This is a genomic window from Perlucidibaca sp. (genome assembly GCF_057084925.1).
In genome coordinates, this window is record NZ_JBXMRC010000005.1 from 1 (window position 1) to 21,734 (window position 21,734).

The following is a 21,734-nucleotide window of genomic DNA, read 5'->3' on the forward strand; positions in this document are numbered from 1 at the left end:
AGCAGCCGCAAGGTTATCTGGCAAAATATTTATAGACATCAACTTGAGCTCCGTGAGCTTACCGATATTGGACCAAGTGGTATTGAGAGGATTGAACGAGATATCATTCGTTGCCAAAAAGTATTAACTGATCTTGGATCTAATGAAGAGGATTTTATTCTTGTCTGAAATTATTACTAAGGCATTTACTCGAGGAGAGCTGACAGCTAATGCTATACGCCAAGCGATTGTCCGTATTGAGAAGGGACGCCCTAAAATTGTTAATCCAGGACGAAAGTTAAGTATTGCATCAGTCGCTGAGGAGGCGCAGGTTAGTCGTGCATCCATTCATAACAATTACCCAGGCCTAGCTGAGAGAATAAGAGAGATTACTAATAAGTCTGTTCGTTCACAACGTGACAAAAAAAATGATGCATTAAATAAAATAAAAACTGAATACTCTAAAGTTATTCAAGAGTGCAATCGACTACGAAAATTAAATCAAGATTTGGCTTCAGAGATGGCTTCAATCGTTGCTGAAAATCAACGGCTACGCGCTATAGTAGAAAGTAATAATGTGATCGTTCTTCCCTCAAGAAAATAACTTATATTTTAAATCAATTTTCTTAATAAGAAGTTCGCAATAAAATCGAACCTATTTCTCTTTTATATTATATTATTTATTGCTAACTAGCGAATTCATTCACGAATTGAAAGCCCGATAAAACCAAAATAAGTAGTCAAAATTTATTTAAATAATTATTTTATAATCTGATTTTTTGTTAATATTAAATTTTTCGGATTTCTTTTTTATTATTTAATGGAACGTTATTTTTGCCTGCCTAGTCAAGATCAATTTATATATAGATCTCCATCAAACTGCATACCATCAGATAGCATCTCTATTAAAGGTGGATACTCTTTTCCATCTGCAGTAGTAACCATAAGGTTAGCTGATCCATCCGAGCCTTTCATTCGTTTTACATTAATAATTTCATTGATTTCCCATAATATGACATGACCTTCAAATTTCGGATAAACATAGCTTATTTTTAATATAATATTTTTTGCATAAGGCGAAGATAATAATTCATCAAGACCTTTTATGGTATCGAGCATTAACATCTGACTATATATTCCATCTTCGTCAGTTTTTCTTAGCTGGATATAAAACCAAGGTCTACAAATTGGCTGCTCAATAAACGACCAGCATCTGGCTCCTTTATCCTCAAAGATGCCCTGAAAACATAACTCTGCCTCATCTACGGTTATGAACATGCTCTTCTCCCAGCAAAAATGAACACTATAGATTGTAGCACTAAAGTGTTCGCAGTTGCCTCATGTAACTTTTATGAGGTCATCACATGGAACACAGATCTGGTCTTTCAGTCGCGATAAAATCCCTCAGACTGTCAAGGAAGCTTACTCAAGAAGACTTCTCTCAAGTCAGCAGTAGAACCTATCTGAGTGCGCTAGAGCGCGGCCTAAAAAGTCCAACACTTGATAAAATTAATGAGCTTGCTTCGGTCATCGAAATACACCCTTTGACCTTGCTTGTTGACAGTTATCTCTATGCAGACCCTAGTCTCACATTGGAAAAGCTCTTCATGATCATCTCGAGCGAAACTACAGCCAGAGGATAAGCTTAGTATTATAAGAGACACCTAAGTAAGGCTGCGAGAATTAATTAAGTTATTGATTTTTAAAAATAATGGTACTTAAATTCATTGTTTATAAAGGCTAATTTCTGATACGGACCCTTTTCAATTCTCCTCTCCGAACCAAATGGCTCTCAGCAGTCGCCACAGACCCATTTCGTTCTGAACGGCTCTAATCTCAGCCTCTAGGCGCTTTTTCTTGAGCTCAAGCTCAACGAGTTTCTGGCTCATTGACTCTAATGACATATCACATCCTCCAATGCTTTGATGCATCAGGTGTAGAACACGAATGTCAATGCCGCTAGTGCTGCGTCAAAGTTTTAAAGCTCATACATCTCAGAGCATAGTCTTTCACTCACATTTACCAGCTTGACGCCTACTACGGTCATCAGACTATACTGTACATATGAACAGTATATTTAGGCCTAGCTTATCCCCCACCGTTTGCCGCCTAGCACTCTTTGGCGACTCGATTCCTGCAGGGTTTCCCTCGCCGGCAGCGGACTACATTGAGTCCAGCATCGATCTCAACGAGCTATTGGTTCGAGACCCTCTGGCCACGTTTTTCCTGCGTGTCCAGGGTGAGTCGATGCAGGACTCAGGCATACGTGACGGATCTGTGGTGGTGGTTGAGGCTGGCCTGACCGCTATGCCTGGCGACATCGTGGTAGCTGAGCTAAACGGCAGCTTCACGCTGAAGCGGCTGCGCAAAGTAGCTGGTCGCTACGAGCTGCACCCCGACAATCCCGACTTTCCTGTTATTCGCATCTCTGAGGATAGCGAGCTGCGAATTTTTGGAGTGGTGACGGCCACTGTTCACCAGTTCCGGAAGTAACTCATGTCGGCACCCTTCGCCTTGGTTGATGCCAACAACTTCTATGCATCCTGCGAGAAGGTCTTTCAGCCGGCACTCCGCGACCTGCCCCTTGTTGTGCTTTCCAATAACGATGGCTGCATCGTCGCTCGATCGGCCGAGGCCAAAGCGCTGGGCATGCCCATGGGCGCCCCAATTCACGAATGGCGCGACTTTTGCCTCCACCATAGCGTTGTCATCAAGTCATCGAACTATGTGCTCTATGGAGACATGAGCAGCCGCATGCTGCGCATTTTGCAGGAACACTCGCCACACGTTGAAAGCTATAGCATCGATGAGTCTTTCTTGAGTCTGGCCGGTTTCGACAACCTAACTCATCGGGGCCGTGAGATGCGCGCTGATGTACTTCGCCGCATCCATATCACCTGTGGTGTGGGCATCGGTCCAAGCAAAACCCTCGCTAAATTCGCGAATCACATCGCCAAAAAACATACCGAATGGCGTGGTGTGTTCAATACCCTGGAACACCCATCCGCGTTTGTTGACGAGCTGATGGCAAGCTATCCCGTGACCGAAGTCTGGGGCGTCGGCCGGCGTCTTGGCCAGCGTCTTGATGCGATGGGCATTCAGACTGTTCTCGATCTTCGTAAAGCGGAGCCGCTCGACATTCGGCGCGAATTCGGTGTTGTCTTGGAGCGCACAGTTCGAGAGCTCAATGGAGCAAGCTGCCTTGAGCTCGAAGAGGTAGCGACCGACAAACAGCAGATCATGAGCAGCCGTAGCTTCGGTGAGCTGGTATTTCGTCTGGAGGATCTACAGGCCGCTGTGTCAGCATTCACTGCCCGCGCCGCTGAAAAACTCAGATCACAAGGGTCTGAGACTCAGATGATTTATGTCTCAATCCGGACAAATCCATTTCGTGAACAAGATCCGCAGTACAGGCCTTCGATTGCAGTACCCTTAGTCCATCCCTCAGCTGACACGCGTATACTCACTGCGGCCGCTGTGCGCGGCCTAAGAGCCATTTATAAGCCAGGGTTCAGGTACAAAAAGGCAGGAATAATGCTGACTGAGATCACACCGGCGGGCTCCACTCAAACCGACCTCTTTGCTCCAGCGCCTGACCCAAAGCGTGCCAAGTTGATGGCGCTGGTGGATAACATTAATCGCACACAAGGCCGCGATACGATCCATCTGGCCAGCCAAGGCTTGAGTGATTTGTGGAGGATGCGTGCAACCGGCCGCTCGGCTCGCTTCACCACTTGCTGGCTAGAGTTGCCATTAGTGAAAGCATAGGCCCCTTAGTGAAGGCATAGGCCCCTTAGTGAAGGCATAGGCCCCTACAAGTCGACTAAAAACTATTCTTCGTGATCATTTTGACCATGTCACCGTTGCATCGCGCAGCGTAAGTAACGCAAAGCAAACGCGATGCCGTTGGGCTCGTTGAGCATGTAGTCCAGCGGTGTCTTTCCATCAAAGGCTCTGTTTCTTTCGGTTACCCAGCTGTATACGAGCGCTCGATCGTAAGGAAATAGCGTTCGTAAGCAGGCGTGGATATCCAGTAGCTGGTCGAACCTTGAGCCGCAATAGTTCGATAGCCAAGCTTTTTCAGCGACCTCGCCAGCCTGCCAATGCTTTAGCAGATTGGCGACCATGCTGGCTTTATTCTCATTGATCTTATGCAGCACGATCTGACTCCAAAATTCGAGCTACCGCGACTTTTGCCGTTTTAGGCTTATCTCTACTTGTACAAGGATGGTAGCTGAATGATGCGGACCCATTTCACTAGACATCACCTTGCCTCACACTTTTGTGAGTAATGGAGGTACGTATCAAAGCGCCTGTTTGTTGGTTGGATAGATTTTAGTCTGTCGTTGGTTTAGGTGTTCTTTTTCTCGGTGCTGAAGATGTCATAGACGGCAAGCACTCGAATAGGCGTTCTGCATAGACGAATCCCATCCGCTTGACTGCGCTCTCATTGAAATACAATAGCCAAGCGGCCAGTAACGCCAGCGAAAAGAATAGCGTTAGGCCTGCAGCAAGCCCTGGATCAGAAAAATGCACAGGGTCAAAATGTACAGGCGCGACTTGCAGGATTTTTGCAATCAGCAATCCATAAAGGATACCCAAGAGGCAGGAAAAAATTCCAACGGGTTTCATCGCCAACATATTGCGATGGAATCCGTATGCAATGTTTTCTTTGAGTAGGAGCTGCTTGTTAGAACGGGTGAGTTCGCGTAGTCGCTTGGTTGCCCCAATGTAGGTATCGTCCGCTTTGTCCTGATCTGCTGATTCCTCTTCTGCGTTCGGCATCGCAATACCCAGCTTAGCTGTTATCGCGATGTGGTATCGCTGTTTGCTTATGCTATCCAGAAACTTGTCACGATGGCGCAAAGCAATGGTTGTTGGCATTCCGCCCCATTTTTTCACCAAGGATTCTTCCAACTGTTTTCCTCGTCCTCGAGCTACGCTTGCCAGAGCATAAATGGCACCGCAGCCACCCAGCAGTCCGATCACGCTTGTGAGAACCGGGTGCTTTGCGCCATAGACACACAACAAGGGAACGAGCAGCGGTAAAGCTACAAGAAGTCCTGGAATTACGCGCGCCTTTCGCTCGTAGGGGTCTTGGAACAGTTCAAAAATATTCGTCATAGGTGCTCAGCTTTGGGCCGACAAGGCATCAATATAGGGTTGAATTTCATCTCGATTTTTCAAGGTGATCTGCTGCGCGAGCGGGTCGGGTGCTTCCTTGGTGTGCAAGCCCAAACGTCTCAGCGTGTAGAACAGAAACGCTTGGCGGCACGGAAGTTTGACCTGTCCGCCCTCCATCCCATAGTCCAGCTCTAAGACTCGTTTCTTGGCAGCAGGCAAATCGGGATGTGGTGCAAGCACCAACGTTAATACAGTTTGCCAGTGTGAATCCTGGCTGGAGTCCACTTGGCTCGGCTCGAAGCCATCGATACGAAGGATTCGTGCTAGGACGAAATCGCTGAAGCGTTGGCGCTTATGGCAAAACGCGCGCAAGTGCCAGCGAAAACCGTCGTTGCCCAGAGCGTGCGGCGACAGCAGACGAATAGATTCGTCCAGAGACGTCATGGACTGGTAGCTAACCCGAATGGCTTCCTGCTGCCGAATTGCCCGGACCACTGCTTCGACGGTCTGCTCATTGATCGTACGCCAAGGAGATGGTGCCCAATCTGTCTCGGGCGCTGAGCCAATAAAGCTGGCCGCTTGATCGATGATTCCAGTTTTGGTGGCTAGCAGTTCAGCTAGATAGTTTTGCGCTGAGCTTCGCAGGTAAAGCGGATGAAAACTTATTGCTGGCGTATAAGTTTTGGAACTACGGTCATAAATCAGGTTGTTTGGCACCAACTCAATGTACTTGGCAATGTCCAATGAGGCCTGTGGAACCGATATGCCGAAGTGCTCGGTGAGATCCATTCGATTGATTCGCCGCTCCCAGCGCAATCGGAAATCGATGAATTGAAGTCTGCTCTCTAGCCCCCAACTTAGTCCCTTGGACCCAGTAGGATCGGCGTTAGTAACAGGAAGTTCTTGCATTATTTGCACCTAAAAAGTAGACAGATATAAAAAATATCCGTAAATTAAATATACGCGATCATCCTTAGGTCGTCTACCCGGAGACCTCAATGCCTACAACAATAACGTTTTTCCCCGTCGACAACGGAGACATGGCTCTCATCAAGTTCGGCGACCTAGACGCGACTACGCTACTGATCGACGTCAACATTCGGCAGGACGCCGACAGTCCCGAAAACGACGTACGTGACGTTGCCAAGGATCTGCGAGCACGATTGAGAAAGGATGAGAACGGCAGGCCGTATGTCGATGCTTTCCTGTTGAGCCACCCGGACCAGGATCATTGCCGTGGCCTTACCCGGCATTTCTACTTGGGCCCGCCGGACAAGTACCCAGATGACCAGAAAGACGACAAAGACAAGAAAATCGTGATCCGGGAGATGTGGTCGTCCCCGATCGTGTTTCGACGCGCCAGCAAGACGCACACCTTGAGCGACGACGCCAAGGCATTCAACACGGAGGCACGTCGGCGCGTACAGCTGAACCGCGACAAGAATTTCGCCGTCGGGAACGGCGACCGCATTCAGATCTTGGGCGAGGACATCGGCGGAAAATCCGATGATCTCACCTCGATTGTGCGGAAGGTGGACACGCGCTTCTCAACGATCAATGGCAAGAGTTCCGCATTTTTCTCCGCGTTTCTTCTGGCACCCCTGGATGCCCAAGACGACGAAGAAGAGGAAGAGTGCCTGGTCAAGAACCAGTCCAGCGTAATCCTGAACATCACATTGGCCGCTGATGCACAGACGCCGGATGGCGCGAAATTCCTTACTGGTGGCGATGCTGAGGTGTTCATCTGGAACCGCCAGTGGCAGCGCCACAAGGCCGAAGCCGATGTACTTGAATACGACATCATGCAGGCACCGCATCACTGTTCCTGGCATTCGCTGTCCTATGACAGTTGGTCCGACAACGGCGAGAAGGCCAAACTCGATGCCGATGCCCGCAAGGCGCTTTCGCAGACCCGTGACGGTGCGGTCATCGTCGCCAGCTGCAAGCCGATTGCAGACGACGACAGTGATCCACCCTGCATCCGCGCAAAGCGTGAATATGTGGCGATCGTGGACGAAGCAAAGGGCGAGTTCTATTGCACGAGCGAATACCCGAGCGAGAAATCCGTGGAGCCCCTCGTTTTCACCGTCACCACTCAGGGTGTGCAGCCTCCCTCGAAGAGGGAGGCCGGATCGAAGGCCGCAGCCGTGATCACCTCCGCGCGCACTCCTATGCCGCATGGGGCATCATGACGAGCGCCATTGCAGACGCACTGCATCAACTTCAGCGGCATAGAGGCCTTGTCCGCATTGGCGAGCCAAGGAAAAGCGGTGTATCGACACAGATAGAAGTCGATGTTGCCGTTCAACTGCCAAACAGGTCACGGCGTAACGGCATCTCCGAAACCGGAGTACGCGCCGTCGAGACATGCGTGCTGGTATTCGGCGGTGATTGGCCTTTGTCCGCGCCCAAGCCTTTCTTGCGTGCGGACTTCCCGCGCAATTTGCCGCACATCAACCCCCATCGCGAAGGTGAGCTGGTCTCGCCTTGCCTGTTCGAAGGGTCCTTGGACGAGCTGCTGCATCGGTTTGGCCTGGACGCCATTGTCGATCAGCTGATTGATTGGCTGCACAAGGCTGCGGCCGGAACATTGTTGGACTTGGAACAGGGGTGGGAGCCGACACGCCGAGACAGTTGTCCTTCGTCTATTGTATTCAGTGCGGAGAAGGTCGCGGCCGCCGCACCCGCTGACGGCACGACTCTGGTTGTTCCCGCAAGCTACGTGACGATGGATGGCGGGCTATACGCCATCCTCAATGTCGAACTGACCCCGCAAATCGATCCTGTGTTCTACCAAGATGCTCACAACGACAAATTGGGCAAGTGGGGAAATGGCCATACTGCAGCCTTCATTGCGCGGGCTCCAATGACCGGCGACCACCCGCATGTGGTTGGTTGCTACCAACCGGAGACGGTTGTCGATCTTGCGACGCTACTCGATCGGGCAGCGGATCTCGGCATTGATCGCGACGTTTTGGCCCAAAACTTGGATGGATATTACGGACGCTCGATCCTGGATATGCAGCAGGACTCGCATGGCTGGGTGCATGGCTTGTACGCGATTGTGATTCTGACTGTGCAAAGGCCTGTGTCGCTTGTGGGCTCGCCAGGGAGGAGTGTTGAGGTATTGCCCTACGTGGTGCGCTATGAGCTCAACGCTCAATCGCTCCTGGAGCGAAACGCCACGGTTCACCCAGCCTTTCACGCACACGCGTTGTCTCCCGAGTTGCTAGCAAGGACGTCCGGTATTCCATCAGCGACCACATCGCAGCCGCTGGTCATACTTGGCTGCGGAAGCTTGGGCTCGAAAATCGCGATGCAACTGGGGCGCGCGGGTTTCGGATCAATGACTTTCGTCGATAACGAATCCATGTCGCCTCACAACGCGGCACGGCATGCACTCATTGAGCGAGCATCGGTACTGGTTCCACCTCGGAAGTCGGCACTGATGAAGACGGCTTTTGAGGTGCTGTCGCATCCTCAATCGCGCGCGTTCGACACCAACGCCACGACCCTCCTGGTCGATCCTGCACAGTTCGCCACAGTCGTTCCGCAGGATGCGGCCCTCATCGTGGACGCGACGGCCTCACTTCAGGTGCTGGCTGCAGAAACACAATCAGCAGCACTGAACCAATCTCTTGCCCGCCTAGTAAGGATCGTGATGTATGGCCAGGGTCGCTGTGTCGCGGTTTTGCTCGAAGGGCCTGGTCGCGACGGTCGCATTGACGACCTTACAGCATTCTTGTTCGAGTGCTGTCGGTTTGTGCCGGAACTGCGTGCCTCGATTGCCGGTGATACGTCTGAGCCGACCCGCATTTTTGTGGGTGACAACTGCCGTTCACTGACGATGCCAATGTCCGATGCTGTTGTTTCGCGTTCTGCGTCATTGGCGGGCCTGCAACTGGAACGCTGGCTTGTTGGCGGGCTTCCGAAGGAAGCGACGCTTTGCGCCGGGGTCTCGGATGCCGAAGGCCTCGGCATGGCATGGACCCGCGCCAGCATTGGCTCGACCACTGTGCTCGTAGTTCCAGACGATGGCGGCTGGAACATTCGAGTTCTGGCCCCTGTCGTGCAAGCGATCCACGCTGACTCGCTGTACTGGGGTGACCAGGAAACAGGCGGAGCCTTAATCGGCCGCATCTCATTCGAAAATCGAACCATAACCATCGCGGGCATCGTGGACGCGCCGCCTGACAGCATTCGAGAGGCAGCCCGTTTCGTCCTCGGAACGGATGGACTTGTTCAGAATTTGCGAAATGCAAATGGTGATTCTTTGGGGCATCTCAGCTTCATTGGAACTTGGCACAGCCACCCGAAAGGCGGCCCACACTCGGGCATAGACCGGAATACATTGCGCAACATCGCCGAGGATGCAGGTGGACTTCCCGCAGTGTCGTTGGTATGGACTCCGACGGGACTCACTTGTGCGGTGGATCGCTGGTAGGGGCAATTCAACTTGGTCTGGCCCACCAAATCGAACGAGGAATTTTTCAGCTTCCTGCGCTCACATAAGACTGCGGACTAAGGGAGTGGCGTGCTCTGCCACTGTTAATCTGAATCCAACCGGGTTTTGTGATGCTTGTCATGGTCAACAAGGATCTGGTGCTCAATCCCTATCAGCTGTTGTTCTTCAACAAGGGATGCCGCATTGACTGCATTGAGACTCGGGCCGTTGCTTAAGACGGCGACCTTGAAGCTCACCATCTCGCTGACGGTCGAGCTGAAGGTGCAGCTGGATCACTATGGCGAGCTGCACAGCCAGACCTGGACCAAGGCCAATGCATTCGCCTGATTTTGGCTAACATGCCCACTGTGATCACTCCGTCACACCCTGTTTAACAAACAAACAAAGTAGCGATTTAGGGTGGGTCAGTTTTGACTGAAAATTAGGCCCTCAAGTGGGTCAGTTTTGGATGGTCGTCAACAGGCGTGCCGACTCTGCGTCATGCTGTGCCCTCAATATCCAGCACCGGCAGACTGGCTACAATTTTTTGAGTTTCGAGGCTCACCGTCACGACACGCTGGAACAGCTCAAGCGGGTACTTGGGGTTCCCCATTGTCTCGAGGGCCCAGTCATTCGCATCGTTGAAGATGCCGCTGTCCTTGTGGTTACTTAAGGCCTGACGCTCCATTACCCAATCCAGTGCAGCCTTGCCGTTGACCACATAATCCCAGGCCGAGAGGGGGATGTCTTTGAGGGTGATTTTGCCGTTGTAGATTACCGTGGACTTGTCTCCTTTCTTGGCAAACTTCATCTTCTCTACCCGGTAATCGGCATCGGTTAACTTGCCTTTGGTCTCGATGGTCAACGGGAAGAGATCAATGGATTCGTAGTTTAAATGCAAGTGTGCCAAAGCACGCCCCGCCGTGCTAAACGCCCAAAAGTCCTTGGCAGTTTTCACACGAGGGATGCGCGGTAGCTCCTTGCTTAGGTTGTCGGCATAGCGCTCGCGATAGTCTGGCGAATTCAGCAGTCCATATACATAGTAGAACAGGTCTTCCTTGCTGATGGGTTCGTCAGCATAGGCGGATGTGAAGTGGGCCAGACCAGCATCGGTGATGGCGTCGCGGCGCTTGCGCTGGGGTGCGGTTTCAGCTGCAAAGAGACCGGCTTGGCCGCTGGCGTTTGCCTCGACTTCCTCGTCGTATAGGTAGAGGGGGAAGCATTGACCTTTAGCCAAGCTATCGTAATTGGGTGCGTGACTGGAAATCAATGTCGAGAACGCAGTAACCCCACCTGTGCCAGAGACTTGAATCACCAAATTATCCGCTGTCGCATCTGGGAAGATACGCGGAATCTGGTAGACCCTTTCATTGAAGCGTCGGTTGTAATACAGCCACTGCTTGGTGAAGGGGCGATACAGACTCGGCACCATGCTATCGGCATCGAAGATGTAGTGATGGCCTCTGAGCAAATCCTGCTTGAGGTTGTGTGTCCAGCTGATCCGCGTCGAATCCGTATTGATAAAGCCATCCAGGGCTTCATCGCGCTGCTTTTTCTCAAGCGAGGCATGGCTGGCCTTAAAGCGCGCTACCTCGCTATTGTAGAAACCGATCATGCTAGTCATGTTGCCAGCTAGCTTTGACTTGCTAGCGTTATAGGCCCAGGCATCGCGGGCGGTGAGGACGCCTTGAGAGAAATTGTCGAACAGCTTTAGCCCATCGGTTTTTTTGTCGCCAAGAGCGATGAATTGAGCAAAGCCGTCGTCTCGTTGTTTGAGCCAATCACCATGTTCATCCGGGCTTATGGCCTGCCAGTCGCTGACTCCAGCAACACTGGCATAGGCGCTGATCTTCTCTAGTTTCTCTTCGCGGCTGAGGTAATCGCCGATGTCGTGGAAATAAATCTGCCCGTGCTGCTTGGCTTGTGGGTTCTTGACCAGCAGCGAAATTGCGATGGGCGAACGGCTGCCACTGCCAAAAATCTTGCCGCCTTCTTTGCGAGAGGTTTCGCCGCTAGTGCGTTGATTGCCTCGCAAATGAAACACATACAAGCTGCTGAACTCTTCAGCTAGGCACTTGCGAAGACCATCGGCGGTGTTGGCTTCCAACCAGCCGGCATTGGTCACAAAGCCAATCACACCGGCATTGCCAATGCGGTCACTGGCCCAACGGATCGCACGGATGTAGCTGTCGTACAGACCTTTGGATAGAGTTGCATTGGAACGTGCCGCGTAGGTACTGCGAATTCGCTCATCCAAGCTCGGATAGGCGACGTTATCATTGTTATCGTTCTCGCTCTTCTGGCCGATCGAATACGGTGGATTCCCCACAATCACACGAATATCCAGTAATTTTTGGCGCTTGCGTCGGGCGCTGTTGTCCACTAACAGCGCGTCTACCAAGTCCTCCTTCTCATACATCTGGAAGGTATCAGTAAGGCAAATGCCTTCAAACGGGGTGTAATGGGTGCGAACTTGGCTGTGGTAGACCGCCTCGATGTTGATAGCGGCAATGTAGTAGGCCAGCAGCACTAGCTCGTTGGCGTGGATTTCGTGCTTGTATTTTTGCGGCAACTCTTCAGGCTTAATAATACCTGACTGAATCAGGCGCGTGATGAACGTACCAGTGCCGGTGAAAGGATCAATGATGTGCACGCCCTTGCTGCCGAGTGTCTGGCCAAACTCTTGCTGAAGCAGGTGGTTGACGCTGTGAAGAATAAAATCCACCACCTCGACTGGCGTATAGACGATTCCCAGTCGCTCAGTCATTTTCGGGAAGGCGTTGCGGAAAAACTTGTCGTATAGCTCGACGATGATCTTCTGCTTGCCTTGTGCGTTGTCGATGCCGGCAGCGCGTTGACGCACGCTGGCATAGAAGCCCTCGAGGGTATCGGTTTCTTTTTCAAGACGATGCTCATGGAGCGCGTCCAGCACACCTTGCATGGCCTTGGACATGGGGTTGTGGCTGGCAAAGCTGTACTCGCTGAAGAGCGCGTCGAACACAGGCTTCGTCACTAGGTGCTGAGCGAGCATTTCAACGATCTCGCCATCGCTGATGCTGTCGTTAAGGTCGTCGCGCAGCTCGGTGGCAAAGGTGTTGAAAGCCGCCCTCTCCAAAGTATTTTCTGGACGCTCAAGAATGCCTTGTATCCGGTCAATATGGGTGCGGGCGATCTTGGCGATGTCGTTTGCCCAGTCTTCCCAGTGATGCCTATTGCCGCACTTCTCGACGATCTTGGCGTAAATGGCCTTTTCGATCTCACCGACCTCATACGACATTTCAGCTTGCTGAGTCATCTGGCCTTCGGCATCATGTTTTGCGCGCTTTTCGCCGATGCCGTATTGGCCTTTGCCCGCATTCCCGTTGCTAGTGCCGCTGGTCTTCTTTGCTTTCTTGTCGGCTTTGTCAGTAATCGCGATGACTTCCATTTTTCGCGGATCAGCACCGATTAGATCGAGCTTGTTAACCATGGCATCGAAGCTATCGTCGTGCGAGCGCAATGCCTGTAGCACCTGCCAAACTACCTTGTAGGTCTGGTTGTCGTTAAGTGCTTCATGAGGCTCCATGCCGGCGGGGATCACCACTGGCAGCACCACATAACCACGCTTCTTACCCGGGGCGTTGCGCATGACACGACCCACCGACTGAACAACATCTACTTGGGAGTTGCGCGGTGTGAGGAAGAGCACAGCATCGAGCGCGGGCACGTCCACGCCTTCCGAGAGGCAGCGCACGTTGCTGAGAATGCGGCAGGTATTGACAGGGGTCTCATCTTTCAGCCAGGTGAGCTTAGCCTCTTTCTGGCTGGCATTCATGCCGCCGTCAACATGTTCGGCCTCACAGATCAGGCGCGACGGCTCGTCGATGTCTTCCGATTCCTGATACGCCTCAACCACCGCTTGGAACATGCTGGAGATGTTAATCGAGCTGACCTTGTGTTTGCTGCCCTTATAGTTCGGCGAGATGACCTGACAGAAAGCCACGGCACGCTTCATGGGCTGATCGTCACCCACGAGCTGTTCGGTTAGTCCTTGCTTTGCTAGCGCTTTCCAGCAGCCGACGATCTTTGCAGCATCGTCTACCTTGAGCTGGTTGTTCTCGTCCTTCAGCAAGTCCTGAAGGCGGCGACTGATTGCGCTTTCTTCAACAGTAAGCACCAGTACTTTGTAGTCGGTGAGCAGTCTAAGCTGGACGGCCTCAGAAAAGTTGATGACGAACAGTTCTTTGCCATAAAGGCTCTCATCATCCATCGAGCAGAGCGTGACTTCGCCAGACTCGGCTTTGACCTTGGCGCTGTCACCGTAGATGCGAGGTGTGGCCGTCATGTACAGGCGCTTGGTAGCACGAAGATAGTCAGCGTCATGCACACGCACGAACGTGCTTTCGTCTTCGTCGCCAAAGGTCGCGCCGGTGGTGCGGTGCGCTTCGTCACATATGATCAGATCGAATGCAGCCAGGCCATGCTCTCTCTGGGCACGACTAATCACGTCAATGGAGTGATAGGTGGAGAACACCACACTCATGTGCTGGTCGTCGTGGCGCTTGTCCATTTCCGCTGCCAGGCGCTCGGGTTCCGTAGTGGCCGGGTAGCGCAGCTCATGCGAGAAAACCTGGACTACATCCTCTTCGGCTTTGCGCTTCTTGCCCACATCACTGTCGGAGCAGACGGCGAAGCTGTGAAGCGGCGTTGCACTTTCCTGTGTCCACTCGGTGAGGGTCTGGGATAGAAGTGACAGGCTTGGTACCAGAAACAGCACGCGCTTCCCTTTCCCGGCCTGCTGCTCGGCGATTTTCAGGCTAGTGAAGGTTTTACCAGTGCCACAGGCCATGATGAGCTTGCCGCGCTCGGCATTTTGGAGCCCTTTTTCAACCGCGTTTAAGGCGATCTGCTGATGGTCCCGCAGCTGTTTGCGCGCCTTGAGTGCCACAGGTTGATTCGCTTGATATTTAGCCCAGTCTATCTGGCTGGCTTCAAGGGCTTGCAAGTCGATCTTGCTGACCGGTGGTTGCTGCCCTTGCAAAGCATCCTCGGCATGCTCACTCCAGTTGTTGGTCGTGGCCACGATGATGCGATGCGAAAATGGTTTCTTACCTGAGGCGGTAAAGAAACTGTCGATGTCCTTCTTCTGGACACGATAGTCCTCGGCGTAAAGCTTGCATTGAATAGCATGGAACTCACCCGTTCCCTGCGTCCGTGCAACGAGATCTATACCAGTATCTCGCCCATCCAGCCCTTGCTCCTTAGCCCAATCGACATACATCCAGATTTTATCGTAGAGGTCTCTGTAAGTAGCCTCATGGCGCAGGTAAGTGCAGATTAGTTCTTCAAAATAGGTGCCTTTTTCGCGCTCGGTAACAGCGGTCTTACGGAAGCTATAGAGAATTGTTCTTAGTGCAGACATCCGAGTCTCCTTACGTGGTGATGCGGCTGAACTACTAACCACATCTTTAGGATTTGATCATGTCTGTGAGCAAGAGTATGTCAACTTCTAACTTTGACTTTTAGATAAAAGTAACAGTGGTTGCTTAGCGGAGACCTCTAGCAAACCTCTCGGATGCTCAATAAAAAGACAATTTTATTTGGGAAAATGTTATGAACAGGTAAGTTCTATAAAATCAATAGCTTATGTTATAATAACATGTTATGTGCAAAGGTTATTGCGTGCTCCCATTCAATCCGGCTGGCTCTTTCAGCGTTCTTTCGGGGGATGTATCCACAACTCTCCCAATCCACTAACCATTTTTTTCCAGATGCCGTTATTTTGCAGCCACAGTACTCATCTCTATCGCCAGGTTGGTGTACAGATTGCTTTAAAAACTGCTTTGCCTCCCGAAATGTCATGCCATCTGGCTTAGGGGGATTTCCGAATGCAAACACATGAAGGGGCAACAAAAGTACACAAATAGCTTGTGTGACTTTGGACTTTAACAACCTCATTACCGACACTGCCTAAAAACGGCGAATTTTAGCTTAACATAAGTAAAATCAATGCTTTAAATTTGATCAGGCAGTCAGGATTCGTAAAAATTACAACTACCAAAGCCCGCTGAGGGAGGCTCACTATTAACAAAATTACAACGAAAAACCTATCTAACCATTAACGAATCCATTTTACCCCTTGGGCTTGCGTGTTAAGTTTCGCTGTCAATTACAAAAAGAAACGGAAAACACACATGTTTAGTAAAAAGCTGTCAGTTTTGATGTTCTGCGCCTTACTCGCAGGCTGTGCCAGCGATGAAGTTGGCGATACCAATCCCACAACGCCCCCTCCCGCAAACGAGCCTGAACCCAGTGGTCCAGCAGTACCAGACCAAATATCTGCATTGCTTGACCCAACTGCCCTTTGTGCTATTCCAACATTAGGCCCAGCGCTCGTTTCAGGTGCTGGCTCTAGCTGTGATGACGCGGGTGGCGGTAGCGGCGGAAGCCCCACGGACATGCTTGACCCAGCTGCATTCTGTGCCATTCCGGGTATTGGCCCGCAGCTAGCCTCCGCAGCCGGCGCAAGCTGTGGCGGCGGTGACGGTGGCGGCGACAGCCCACTGCCAGTCGGTCCTGACCAACTGTGTGCTATCCCAACCCTGGGCCCCCAATTGGCAAGTGCATTAGGTGCAACATGTGGCGGTGGTAGTGGCGGCGCCCCTGCACTACCTGAGCAACTAGACCCCGCAACGCTCTGTGCCGTGCCAGGCATCGGCGCTCCTCTAGCTGAAGCCTTAGGCGCCAGCTGTAGCGGCGGTGGTGGTGGTAGTGGCGTACCAGACATTGCTGCTCTGTGTGCTATTCCAGTGCTTGGCCCAGCGATTGTTGATGGTGCCGGCGGCACTTGTGGCGGAGGTGGCGGTGGTGCACCTGCATTGCCGATTCCAGGTGGCCTACCTATTCCCGGCGGCTTACCTTCCCCAGGTGGCCTCCCCATTCCAGACCCTTCAGCACTATGCGCACTCCCCGTGCTTGGGCCAATTTTGGTGGGTCTGGCGGGATCTAGCTGCTAAAAGTAGATCAGTACGGATGTGATACGGGGGAGCTAAAAAGCTCCCTCGTTTTTATTTCAGCTGTTGATTTCCCTAAACTATTTATTAATCGTTTAAAGCAAATGCATCAATGGCTGAGCGCCAGCGACGCTTAATAGCGGCATAGGTGGCGCGATCTTTTCCAGCCAATTGCTGCGCCATTGCCATGGCGCTGGGTAGCACCTCAGACTCGGACACTGCCGCATCAATAACGCCTCGTTGAAGACACTCTTCGCCCCCCCAAGCAGCCGCCGTAACCGCCATGGTCCACGCCGACTGTGCATTGGGCAGCAACTTCACAATCGCATCCATGATGGGTGTGAAGGGCAACTTAATGTCGACTTCTGGGAAACAGAAACGACCCCGATCAGCCCGCATCACCCGAAAGTCCCCTGTGGCCGCTAACAGAGCACCACCCGCATACGCGTGACCGTTGATGGCCATGACCACCGGCACCGGGAACCTCGCCATACGCAATAAAAACGCATCAAGTTTTGGCACAAAGATATTCAGTAGGTACTCAGGGCCATGAATCGCAAAGATCCCTTCCAAATCAATACCATTACTGAAAAACTTAGGGTCGGCGCTCGTAATGACCAGCGCTGCAGGGCCGGCGCTCGTTTCCACGGTATCGAGGGCTTGGTGCCATTCGGCTAGCGAGGCATCATTGAAACGGTTGTCGCCTTGCGTCATGGTAAGCAGCCAAACAGCTCCTTCGCGACTTAATTGCACAGCACTCATGGGCAGCTCACTTTGTCAGACTTATTGATACACGATAGAAAAACAGTGCCAGCTATAACAGCAGAAGTGACTTGGTATGTCTATGTATTGGCTTGTCAAAATGGGCGCTTGTACACAGGCATCAGCACGGACCCTCAGCGCCGTTTTCAACAACACCTTAGCGGGAAAGGGGCGAAGTTCACTAAGGCCAATCCACCCGTCGCGCTATTGGGATCAGACCGATGCTTGTCGCGTAGTGATGCCCTTAAGCGGGAGTACGCGCTGAAGCAGCTAACAGCGCCTGCAAAGCGGAAACTTGTTGCTCACTGGGCTGCGACTGCGCAACTTCAGGCGGCAGAACTTGCTGCAAATAGCCCACCACCGCGATAGATGCCTGTTGAATAATTTCCTCGGATATTTCGCCTTGGCGGTAATAGCCATACTTCATCAAAGAAAAGGCCAGCTCGGTGATAATAGTGCCCACATCGGGAGCGGCTGTTAAAGCCACGGGCGGGCTTGCTGTGGCATAAATTACACGCAACTCATCGCCAATATTTTCAATGGTCACTTCTTGAGCCAAGTAGGTTTCACGACTCATGGGCCAACCTAAAATCAGGATGCCCGCCACAGGATTTTGGTTGTAATACTGAGACGCTGCCTGCACGAGCAGAAACGTAATTTGACGCCAATGAAAACCCTTTAATGCCGAACCGCCATGTTTAACTTCTTCGGCGACTCGACTTAAATGCTGCTCTGCAATGGCGGCAAAGAGTTGATGTTTATTGGCATAAAATTGGTACAGGCTAGCACGGGGAACTCCAGATGCCTCTGCAATATCCGGAATAGAAACCTCCTCCGGATTTCCTGCTAATAACAGCTGCTCCGCCGTTTGCAAGGCACGGGCAACACGCTCCTGTGTGCGAGCTTGAGCGGGCTTGCGTAGTCTGGGGATTGCTTCCATGTCGTATCTGCTTATGTTTTAAGCATGAATACTGCAATACGAATGTAGCCTTGGCTAGCCCCATAACGACAATTGTCTGCTACCACGGCACAGGTTCATTGGCCCAATCAAAAAATCCCCCGCTGCTTTCGGGTCCACGCGTTCGTAATACCACTAACAAATCTTGAGCCACACGCTCTTTAGTGAAGAGTTCTTCTGGCACAACATGGGCGCTGAATGGTTTCGAAAGATCTGTATCTGTGGTTCCTGGGTGCAGCACTAAAACCGTCGCTAAAGGATGTGTTCGGGCCAGTTCAATAGACCACGTCTTGAGGAATTGATTTTGTGCTGCTTTAGCCGCGCGATAGCTGTACCAGCCTCCCAGTTGATTGTCGCCAATCGAGCCGACGCGGGCAGATAACGAGGCAAAGCAAAACGCATGCTGTCGCGAAATTAACGGCAATACGGCTTGTGCGAGCAGAATGGGTGCCCAGGCATTCACGGAAAAGCTGCGCATCACCGCATCCACTCGTATTTGTGACAGCGCTTTCTCAGGACGCAGTGCCGGTTGGCTATCCGTCGCAGGCTCGTGCAACAGACCCGCCGTATTCACTACCGCGCGTAAGGTCGGTGTTAGCGACTTTAGCTGTTGCGTGAGTGTGGCAAACGCTTCGGCATTCGCCATATCCAAGGTCAGCAAGGCAAGTTGCTGTGGATGCTGACGTTGCAATGCCTGTAACGCTTCTGCACGTTGAGGGTGGCGGCAGGCCGCAAGCACGATTAGGGGCTTATGATTAGGCGAGCCCAGCATTATATTAGGCTTAGTCAGCAGCGCTTCAACCATGGCATAGCCAATGCCGCGCGAAGCGCCGACTACCAGAACAACGTCCGCAGCGTCTGGGCTAATGGGCGATACAAACTCAGGCAGGCGGTGAATCATGGTGAACACTCTCGTCTATTAATTCAACAAGAGTGCCCCACTGAAACGAATTGGCTAGTCTACAAACACTGTCATAGATCAATCTTTGTCTAGCGACGGAGCTCCGGCACCGGTTCGCACAAATGCTAACAAACCACCGGCAATCGCGAGATTTTTCATCAGCATGATTTGATTCGTTTGGTCCGGCGCGCCATGAAACATAAACCCGGTGACGACACAAAACCCTGCCAATAAGCCCGCAACGAGGCGCGTTTGTATACCTAGTAACAACGCAATACCACCGCCGAGCTCAAGAGCAATGACCAATGGTAGAAATGCACCAGGCACATGCATCGCCTCCATATAGGATTGCGTTCCGGCATAGCCGATTAGTTTGCTATAACCCGCGCCAATAAAAATAAGCGATATCAGCGCTCGCGAAAACACCGCAAGCAGCGCATTTAATTGCGGCTGAGCAACGAGGTTATTGATGGTTTGTTTAATTGAAATCATTGCGATGCACCTCTTGGGAAAGTGAGTACAGCCTAAACCCAAATTAGACCCTTGCCGAGTAGGACAATTGGCAATTACTGTTGCCATTAGCGCAACAATACGGAGTAGGCCTGATCATGAACTTAAATGACCTCAGCGTATTTATCCGCGTCGTGGAAGATGGCAGCTTTACTGCAGCTGCTGACCGCTTAGGCGTACCGAAATCGACACTCAGTCGAACCTTAAACCGTCTGGAAACTCATCTTGGGGTGCGTTTGTTGCAGCGCACTACCCGCAGCCTCAGCCTCACTGACGCGGGACGGCAGTTTTACGATCGTGTTCGCCACAATCTAAACCAGTTGGCCGATGCCGAACGCGAGTTGAGTGAGTTCCAAGCCAGTCCGCGAGGACACTTGCGCATCACCATGCCGGTTGAACTGGGCATGCGTTTTATGGGGGAGATTACCGCCGAGTTTATGCAGCGATACCCAGAGGTGAGCCTAGAAGCTGATCTTTCTGGGCGTGTCGTGGATCTTGTCGAAGAAGGCGTAGATCTCGGCCTGCGCATTGGCGCATTCAATGATGCCCAGCTCATTGGCCGCCGCTTGGGGCAGCTAAATGGTCGATTTTTCGCCAGCCCCCACTACCTCGCTCAGCACCCTGCCCCGACCGATATCAGCGAACTCGCGTCACACAGTTTCGTACTCTTTCGACAGGCTAGAGAAAATACCGTGCCATTAGATGCTGGGCGGGAGCCAGTAAATGTGCGCTTAACGGGTCGACTCAGCGCCAATAACGCGCTGATGCAAATGGATGCCGTCATTGCCGGCTTAGGCATGGGCTTACTGCCCGGGTTTATTACCGATCAAGCGGTGGCCAATGGCCAACTCGTGCCGGTATTGCCGGATGTACGCGTACGCATGGGCGACCTGTGGGCGATGACACCCAGCCGCTTACATATGTCATCGGCATTGCGTGCGTTTATTGATTTTGTCGCCGAGCGCGTGAGTCAGCACCCTTGGTTTAGGGATTGAGCCCCTCAAGATGAGAGGCCCAATCCGATGCCCAAGCTGTGGACTTAAGCTTTAAAACCAATGCTATGTGCCGAAATCGCATTCACGATAAATCGGGGCGAAAGGCGCACGGTGAAGGCTAGAACTTTCATTAATAAGCGATGCACGGAAATACCGCGTTTTGCCTTAAGTGACTCGTAGGCATAGTCCGCCAGCTTGTCGAGAGACGACAACATGGGCCAGCGAAAAGCCGCCGAGGCTTCAGCATTCGCAGCGGAAGCAAAGCCGGTATCCGTGGGGCCAGGGCAGAGGGTAGTCACGCGCACGTTTTTACTACGCAATTCATAGTTCAGTGCATCCGAGAAACTCAGCACATAGGCTTTGGAGGCGTAGTAAACGGCAGCACCCGGTCCCGGCATAAAACCAGCAATAGATGCCACATTGAGAATTTGACCGCCACCCTGGGCCGCCATGCGACGCGCAAAGGCATGGGCCAGTGAAGTCAGTGTGGCCACATTCAGCTGAACCATCTGATTTAAGCGCTTGATATCTGCGTCAATAAACGTACCAAACTCACCAAAACCCGCGTTGTTAATGAGCATGTCTACACGACGATCACCCAGTTTTTCAACCAATTCGAGGGCCGCACCTTCGTAACCCAGATCCTGCCCTATCACATCGGCCTGAATGCCATGCCGTTGGTTCAGGTCATTTGCAATGGCCTGCAACTTGTCGACGCTTCGGGCAACTAAAATGACGTCGTGACCATCAGCGGCCAGCCGCTTAGCCAACTCAAGTCCGATACCGTTTGATGCCCCTGTAATCAATGCTGTGCTCATCGCGCCAGTCTCCTAAGTTATTAGATATCAAAGGCTTCCAGCCACTGTATTGGATGGTTATGCCATGGTTTTTACTTTAGTTCAAAACTGGAACAATAGTACCAATACGGCCTATCAGCCACAACGACCGCTCATCGGAAGTATGACTTTTGAGCTGGATTTTTACGCGCACTTGAAAATAGCCCTCGCTTTTCATCTCCGACATCCGTATAGTTCGCCCCGCTGCAGACGCAGCCCTTTTGTTGCCCGCC

19 protein-coding genes and 1 pseudogene are annotated in these 21,734 nt (G+C 51.9%); 10 read left to right on the top strand and 10 right to left on the bottom strand.

Annotated elements, in window-relative coordinates; all coding sequences use genetic code 11:
• Positions 1 to 160 precede the first annotated feature (160 nt).
• On the top strand, positions 161 to 583 hold the full coding sequence (locus AC14IB_RS01450) for a TetR family transcriptional regulator (RefSeq protein ID WP_484230225.1): 423 nt from the start codon (positions 161 to 163) through the stop codon (positions 581 to 583).
• 248 nt (positions 584 to 831) lie between these two features.
• Here AC14IB_RS01450 and AC14IB_RS01455 read toward each other — a convergent pair whose 3' ends face one another.
• A complete protein-coding gene (locus AC14IB_RS01455) occupies positions 832 to 1,257 on the bottom strand; it encodes a hypothetical protein (protein WP_484230226.1) in 426 nt (141 codons plus the stop codon).
• Between the two features lie 86 nt (positions 1,258 to 1,343).
• On the opposite strand from AC14IB_RS01455, the gene AC14IB_RS01460 reads away from it, so the two are divergent.
• From AC14IB_RS01460 to AC14IB_RS01470, 3 genes are all read left to right on the top strand, one after another.
• On the top strand, positions 1,344 to 1,622 hold the full coding sequence (locus AC14IB_RS01460) for a helix-turn-helix domain-containing protein (RefSeq protein WP_484230227.1): 279 nt from the start codon (positions 1,344 to 1,346) through the stop codon (positions 1,620 to 1,622).
• 421 nt (positions 1,623 to 2,043) lie between these two features.
• Positions 2,044 to 2,472: a LexA family protein gene (locus tag AC14IB_RS01465; RefSeq protein ID WP_484230228.1), complete on the top strand. Its 429-nt coding sequence runs from the start codon at positions 2,044 to 2,046 to the stop codon at positions 2,470 to 2,472.
• A gap of 3 nt (positions 2,473 to 2,475) precedes the next feature.
• Positions 2,476 to 3,747 carry a Y-family DNA polymerase gene (locus AC14IB_RS01470; RefSeq protein ID WP_484230229.1) on the top strand — a complete coding sequence of 424 codons (1,272 nt, stop codon included), beginning with the start codon at positions 2,476 to 2,478 and terminating at the stop codon, positions 3,745 to 3,747.
• Positions 3,748 to 3,836: 89 nt separating this feature from the next.
• Here the strand turns inward: AC14IB_RS01470 and AC14IB_RS01475 are convergent, their stop codons facing one another.
• The 3 genes from AC14IB_RS01475 to AC14IB_RS01485 form a co-directional block, all read right to left on the bottom strand.
• Entirely contained in the window at positions 3,837 to 4,139 is a 303-nt protein-coding gene (locus AC14IB_RS01475; RefSeq protein ID WP_484230230.1) for an MbcA/ParS/Xre antitoxin family protein, read from the bottom strand.
• Between the two features lie 175 nt (positions 4,140 to 4,314).
• Positions 4,315 to 5,103, bottom strand: coding sequence for a hypothetical protein (locus AC14IB_RS01480; protein WP_484230231.1), 789 nt, complete (start codon positions 5,101 to 5,103; stop codon positions 4,315 to 4,317).
• Between the two features lie 6 nt (positions 5,104 to 5,109).
• Entirely contained in the window at positions 5,110 to 6,012 is a 903-nt protein-coding gene (locus AC14IB_RS01485; protein WP_484230232.1) for a helix-turn-helix transcriptional regulator, read from the bottom strand.
• 89 nt (positions 6,013 to 6,101) lie between these two features.
• Between AC14IB_RS01485 and AC14IB_RS01490 the strand changes: the two genes are divergently transcribed.
• The 3 genes from AC14IB_RS01490 to AC14IB_RS01500 all read left to right on the top strand — a co-directional run bounded on the left by AC14IB_RS01490 (position 6,102) and on the right by AC14IB_RS01500 (position 9,895).
• Positions 6,102 to 7,295 carry a ComEC/Rec2 family competence protein gene (locus tag AC14IB_RS01490; protein WP_484230233.1) on the top strand — a complete coding sequence of 398 codons (1,194 nt, stop codon included), beginning with the start codon at positions 6,102 to 6,104 and terminating at the stop codon, positions 7,293 to 7,295.
• Positions 7,292 to 9,547, top strand: coding sequence for a ThiF family adenylyltransferase (locus AC14IB_RS01495; RefSeq protein WP_484230234.1), 2,256 nt, complete (start codon positions 7,292 to 7,294; stop codon positions 9,545 to 9,547). Before AC14IB_RS01490 ends, AC14IB_RS01495 begins: the two co-directional genes overlap by 4 nt.
• A 204-nt stretch (positions 9,548 to 9,751) precedes the next feature.
• A complete protein-coding gene (locus AC14IB_RS01500) occupies positions 9,752 to 9,895 on the top strand; it encodes a DUF2274 domain-containing protein (RefSeq protein ID WP_484230235.1) in 144 nt (47 codons plus the stop codon).
• Positions 9,896 to 10,046: 151 nt separating this feature from the next.
• On the opposite strand, the gene AC14IB_RS01505 is transcribed toward AC14IB_RS01500, so the two are convergent.
• On the bottom strand, positions 10,047 to 14,948 hold the full coding sequence (locus AC14IB_RS01505; protein WP_484230236.1) for a DEAD/DEAH box helicase: 4,902 nt from the start codon (positions 14,946 to 14,948) through the stop codon (positions 10,047 to 10,049).
• Between the two features lie 772 nt (positions 14,949 to 15,720).
• Between AC14IB_RS01505 and AC14IB_RS01510 the strand changes: the two genes are divergently transcribed.
• Positions 15,721 to 16,542, top strand: coding sequence for a hypothetical protein (locus AC14IB_RS01510; RefSeq protein ID WP_484230237.1), 822 nt, complete (start codon positions 15,721 to 15,723; stop codon positions 16,540 to 16,542).
• 84 nt (positions 16,543 to 16,626) lie between these two features.
• Here AC14IB_RS01510 and AC14IB_RS01515 read toward each other — a convergent pair whose 3' ends face one another.
• Positions 16,627 to 17,301: an enoyl-CoA hydratase/isomerase family protein gene (locus tag AC14IB_RS01515; protein ID WP_484230238.1), complete on the bottom strand. Its 675-nt coding sequence runs from the start codon at positions 17,299 to 17,301 to the stop codon at positions 16,627 to 16,629.
• Positions 17,302 to 17,367: 66 nt separating this feature from the next.
• Between AC14IB_RS01515 and AC14IB_RS01520 the strand changes: the two are divergent.
• A pseudogene (locus AC14IB_RS01520) lies at positions 17,368 to 17,529 on the top strand (GIY-YIG nuclease family protein); the annotation flags it as partial.
• Between the two features lie 16 nt (positions 17,530 to 17,545).
• Here the strand turns inward: AC14IB_RS01520 and AC14IB_RS01525 are convergent.
• The 3 genes from AC14IB_RS01525 to AC14IB_RS01535 form a co-directional block, all read right to left on the bottom strand.
• Positions 17,546 to 18,241 (bottom strand): TetR/AcrR family transcriptional regulator, encoded by a 696-nt coding sequence (locus AC14IB_RS01525; RefSeq protein WP_484230239.1) that lies wholly within the window; start codon positions 18,239 to 18,241, stop codon positions 17,546 to 17,548.
• 79 nt (positions 18,242 to 18,320) lie between these two features.
• Positions 18,321 to 19,160, bottom strand: coding sequence for an SDR family NAD(P)-dependent oxidoreductase (locus AC14IB_RS01530; RefSeq protein WP_484230240.1), 840 nt, complete (start codon positions 19,158 to 19,160; stop codon positions 18,321 to 18,323).
• A gap of 78 nt (positions 19,161 to 19,238) precedes the next feature.
• Positions 19,239 to 19,739, bottom strand: coding sequence for a DoxX family protein (locus tag AC14IB_RS01535; RefSeq protein WP_484230241.1), 501 nt, complete (start codon positions 19,737 to 19,739; stop codon positions 19,239 to 19,241).
• A 29-nt stretch (positions 19,740 to 19,768) separates the two neighbouring features.
• Between AC14IB_RS01535 and AC14IB_RS01540 the strand changes: the two genes are divergently transcribed.
• Positions 19,769 to 20,665, top strand: coding sequence for a LysR family transcriptional regulator (locus tag AC14IB_RS01540; RefSeq protein WP_484230242.1), 897 nt, complete (start codon positions 19,769 to 19,771; stop codon positions 20,663 to 20,665).
• A gap of 44 nt (positions 20,666 to 20,709) precedes the next feature.
• Here AC14IB_RS01540 and AC14IB_RS01545 read toward each other — a convergent pair whose 3' ends face one another.
• Positions 20,710 to 21,483, bottom strand: coding sequence for an SDR family NAD(P)-dependent oxidoreductase (locus tag AC14IB_RS01545; protein ID WP_484230243.1), 774 nt, complete (start codon positions 21,481 to 21,483; stop codon positions 20,710 to 20,712).
• Positions 21,484 to 21,734: the final 251 nt, after the last annotated feature.

Bases quoted from the DNA above. Each gene is read 5' to 3' on its own strand.
- AC14IB_RS01470 (WP_484230229.1), top strand. From the start codon at position 2,476: ATGTCGGCACCCTTCGCCTTGGTTGATGCCAACAACTTCTATGCATCC.
- AC14IB_RS01480 (WP_484230231.1), bottom strand. From the start codon at position 5,103: ATGACGAATATTTTTGAACTGTTCCAAGACCCCTACGAGCGAAAGGCG.
- AC14IB_RS01465 (WP_484230228.1), top strand. From the start codon at position 2,044: ATGAACAGTATATTTAGGCCTAGCTTATCCCCCACCGTTTGCCGCCTA.
- AC14IB_RS01485 (WP_484230232.1), bottom strand. From the start codon at position 6,012: ATGCAAGAACTTCCTGTTACTAACGCCGATCCTACTGGGTCCAAGGGA.
- AC14IB_RS01460 (WP_484230227.1), top strand. From the start codon at position 1,344: ATGGAACACAGATCTGGTCTTTCAGTCGCGATAAAATCCCTCAGACTG.
- AC14IB_RS01505 (WP_484230236.1), bottom strand. From the start codon at position 14,948: ATGTCTGCACTAAGAACAATTCTCTATAGCTTCCGTAAGACCGCTGTT.
- AC14IB_RS01515 (WP_484230238.1), bottom strand. From the start codon at position 17,301: ATGAGTGCTGTGCAATTAAGTCGCGAAGGAGCTGTTTGGCTGCTTACC.
- AC14IB_RS01545 (WP_484230243.1), bottom strand. From the start codon at position 21,483: ATGAGCACAGCATTGATTACAGGGGCATCAAACGGTATCGGACTTGAG.
- AC14IB_RS01525 (WP_484230239.1), bottom strand. From the start codon at position 18,241: ATGGAAGCAATCCCCAGACTACGCAAGCCCGCTCAAGCTCGCACACAG.
- AC14IB_RS01455 (WP_484230226.1), bottom strand. From the start codon at position 1,257: ATGTTCATAACCGTAGATGAGGCAGAGTTATGTTTTCAGGGCATCTTT.
- AC14IB_RS01490 (WP_484230233.1), top strand. From the start codon at position 6,102: ATGCCTACAACAATAACGTTTTTCCCCGTCGACAACGGAGACATGGCT.
- AC14IB_RS01495 (WP_484230234.1), top strand. From the start codon at position 7,292: ATGACGAGCGCCATTGCAGACGCACTGCATCAACTTCAGCGGCATAGA.
- AC14IB_RS01540 (WP_484230242.1), top strand. From the start codon at position 19,769: ATGAACTTAAATGACCTCAGCGTATTTATCCGCGTCGTGGAAGATGGC.
- AC14IB_RS01535 (WP_484230241.1), bottom strand. From the start codon at position 19,739: ATGGCAACAGTAATTGCCAATTGTCCTACTCGGCAAGGGTCTAATTTG.
- AC14IB_RS01530 (WP_484230240.1), bottom strand. From the start codon at position 19,160: ATGATTCACCGCCTGCCTGAGTTTGTATCGCCCATTAGCCCAGACGCT.
- AC14IB_RS01510 (WP_484230237.1), top strand. From the start codon at position 15,721: ATGTTTAGTAAAAAGCTGTCAGTTTTGATGTTCTGCGCCTTACTCGCA.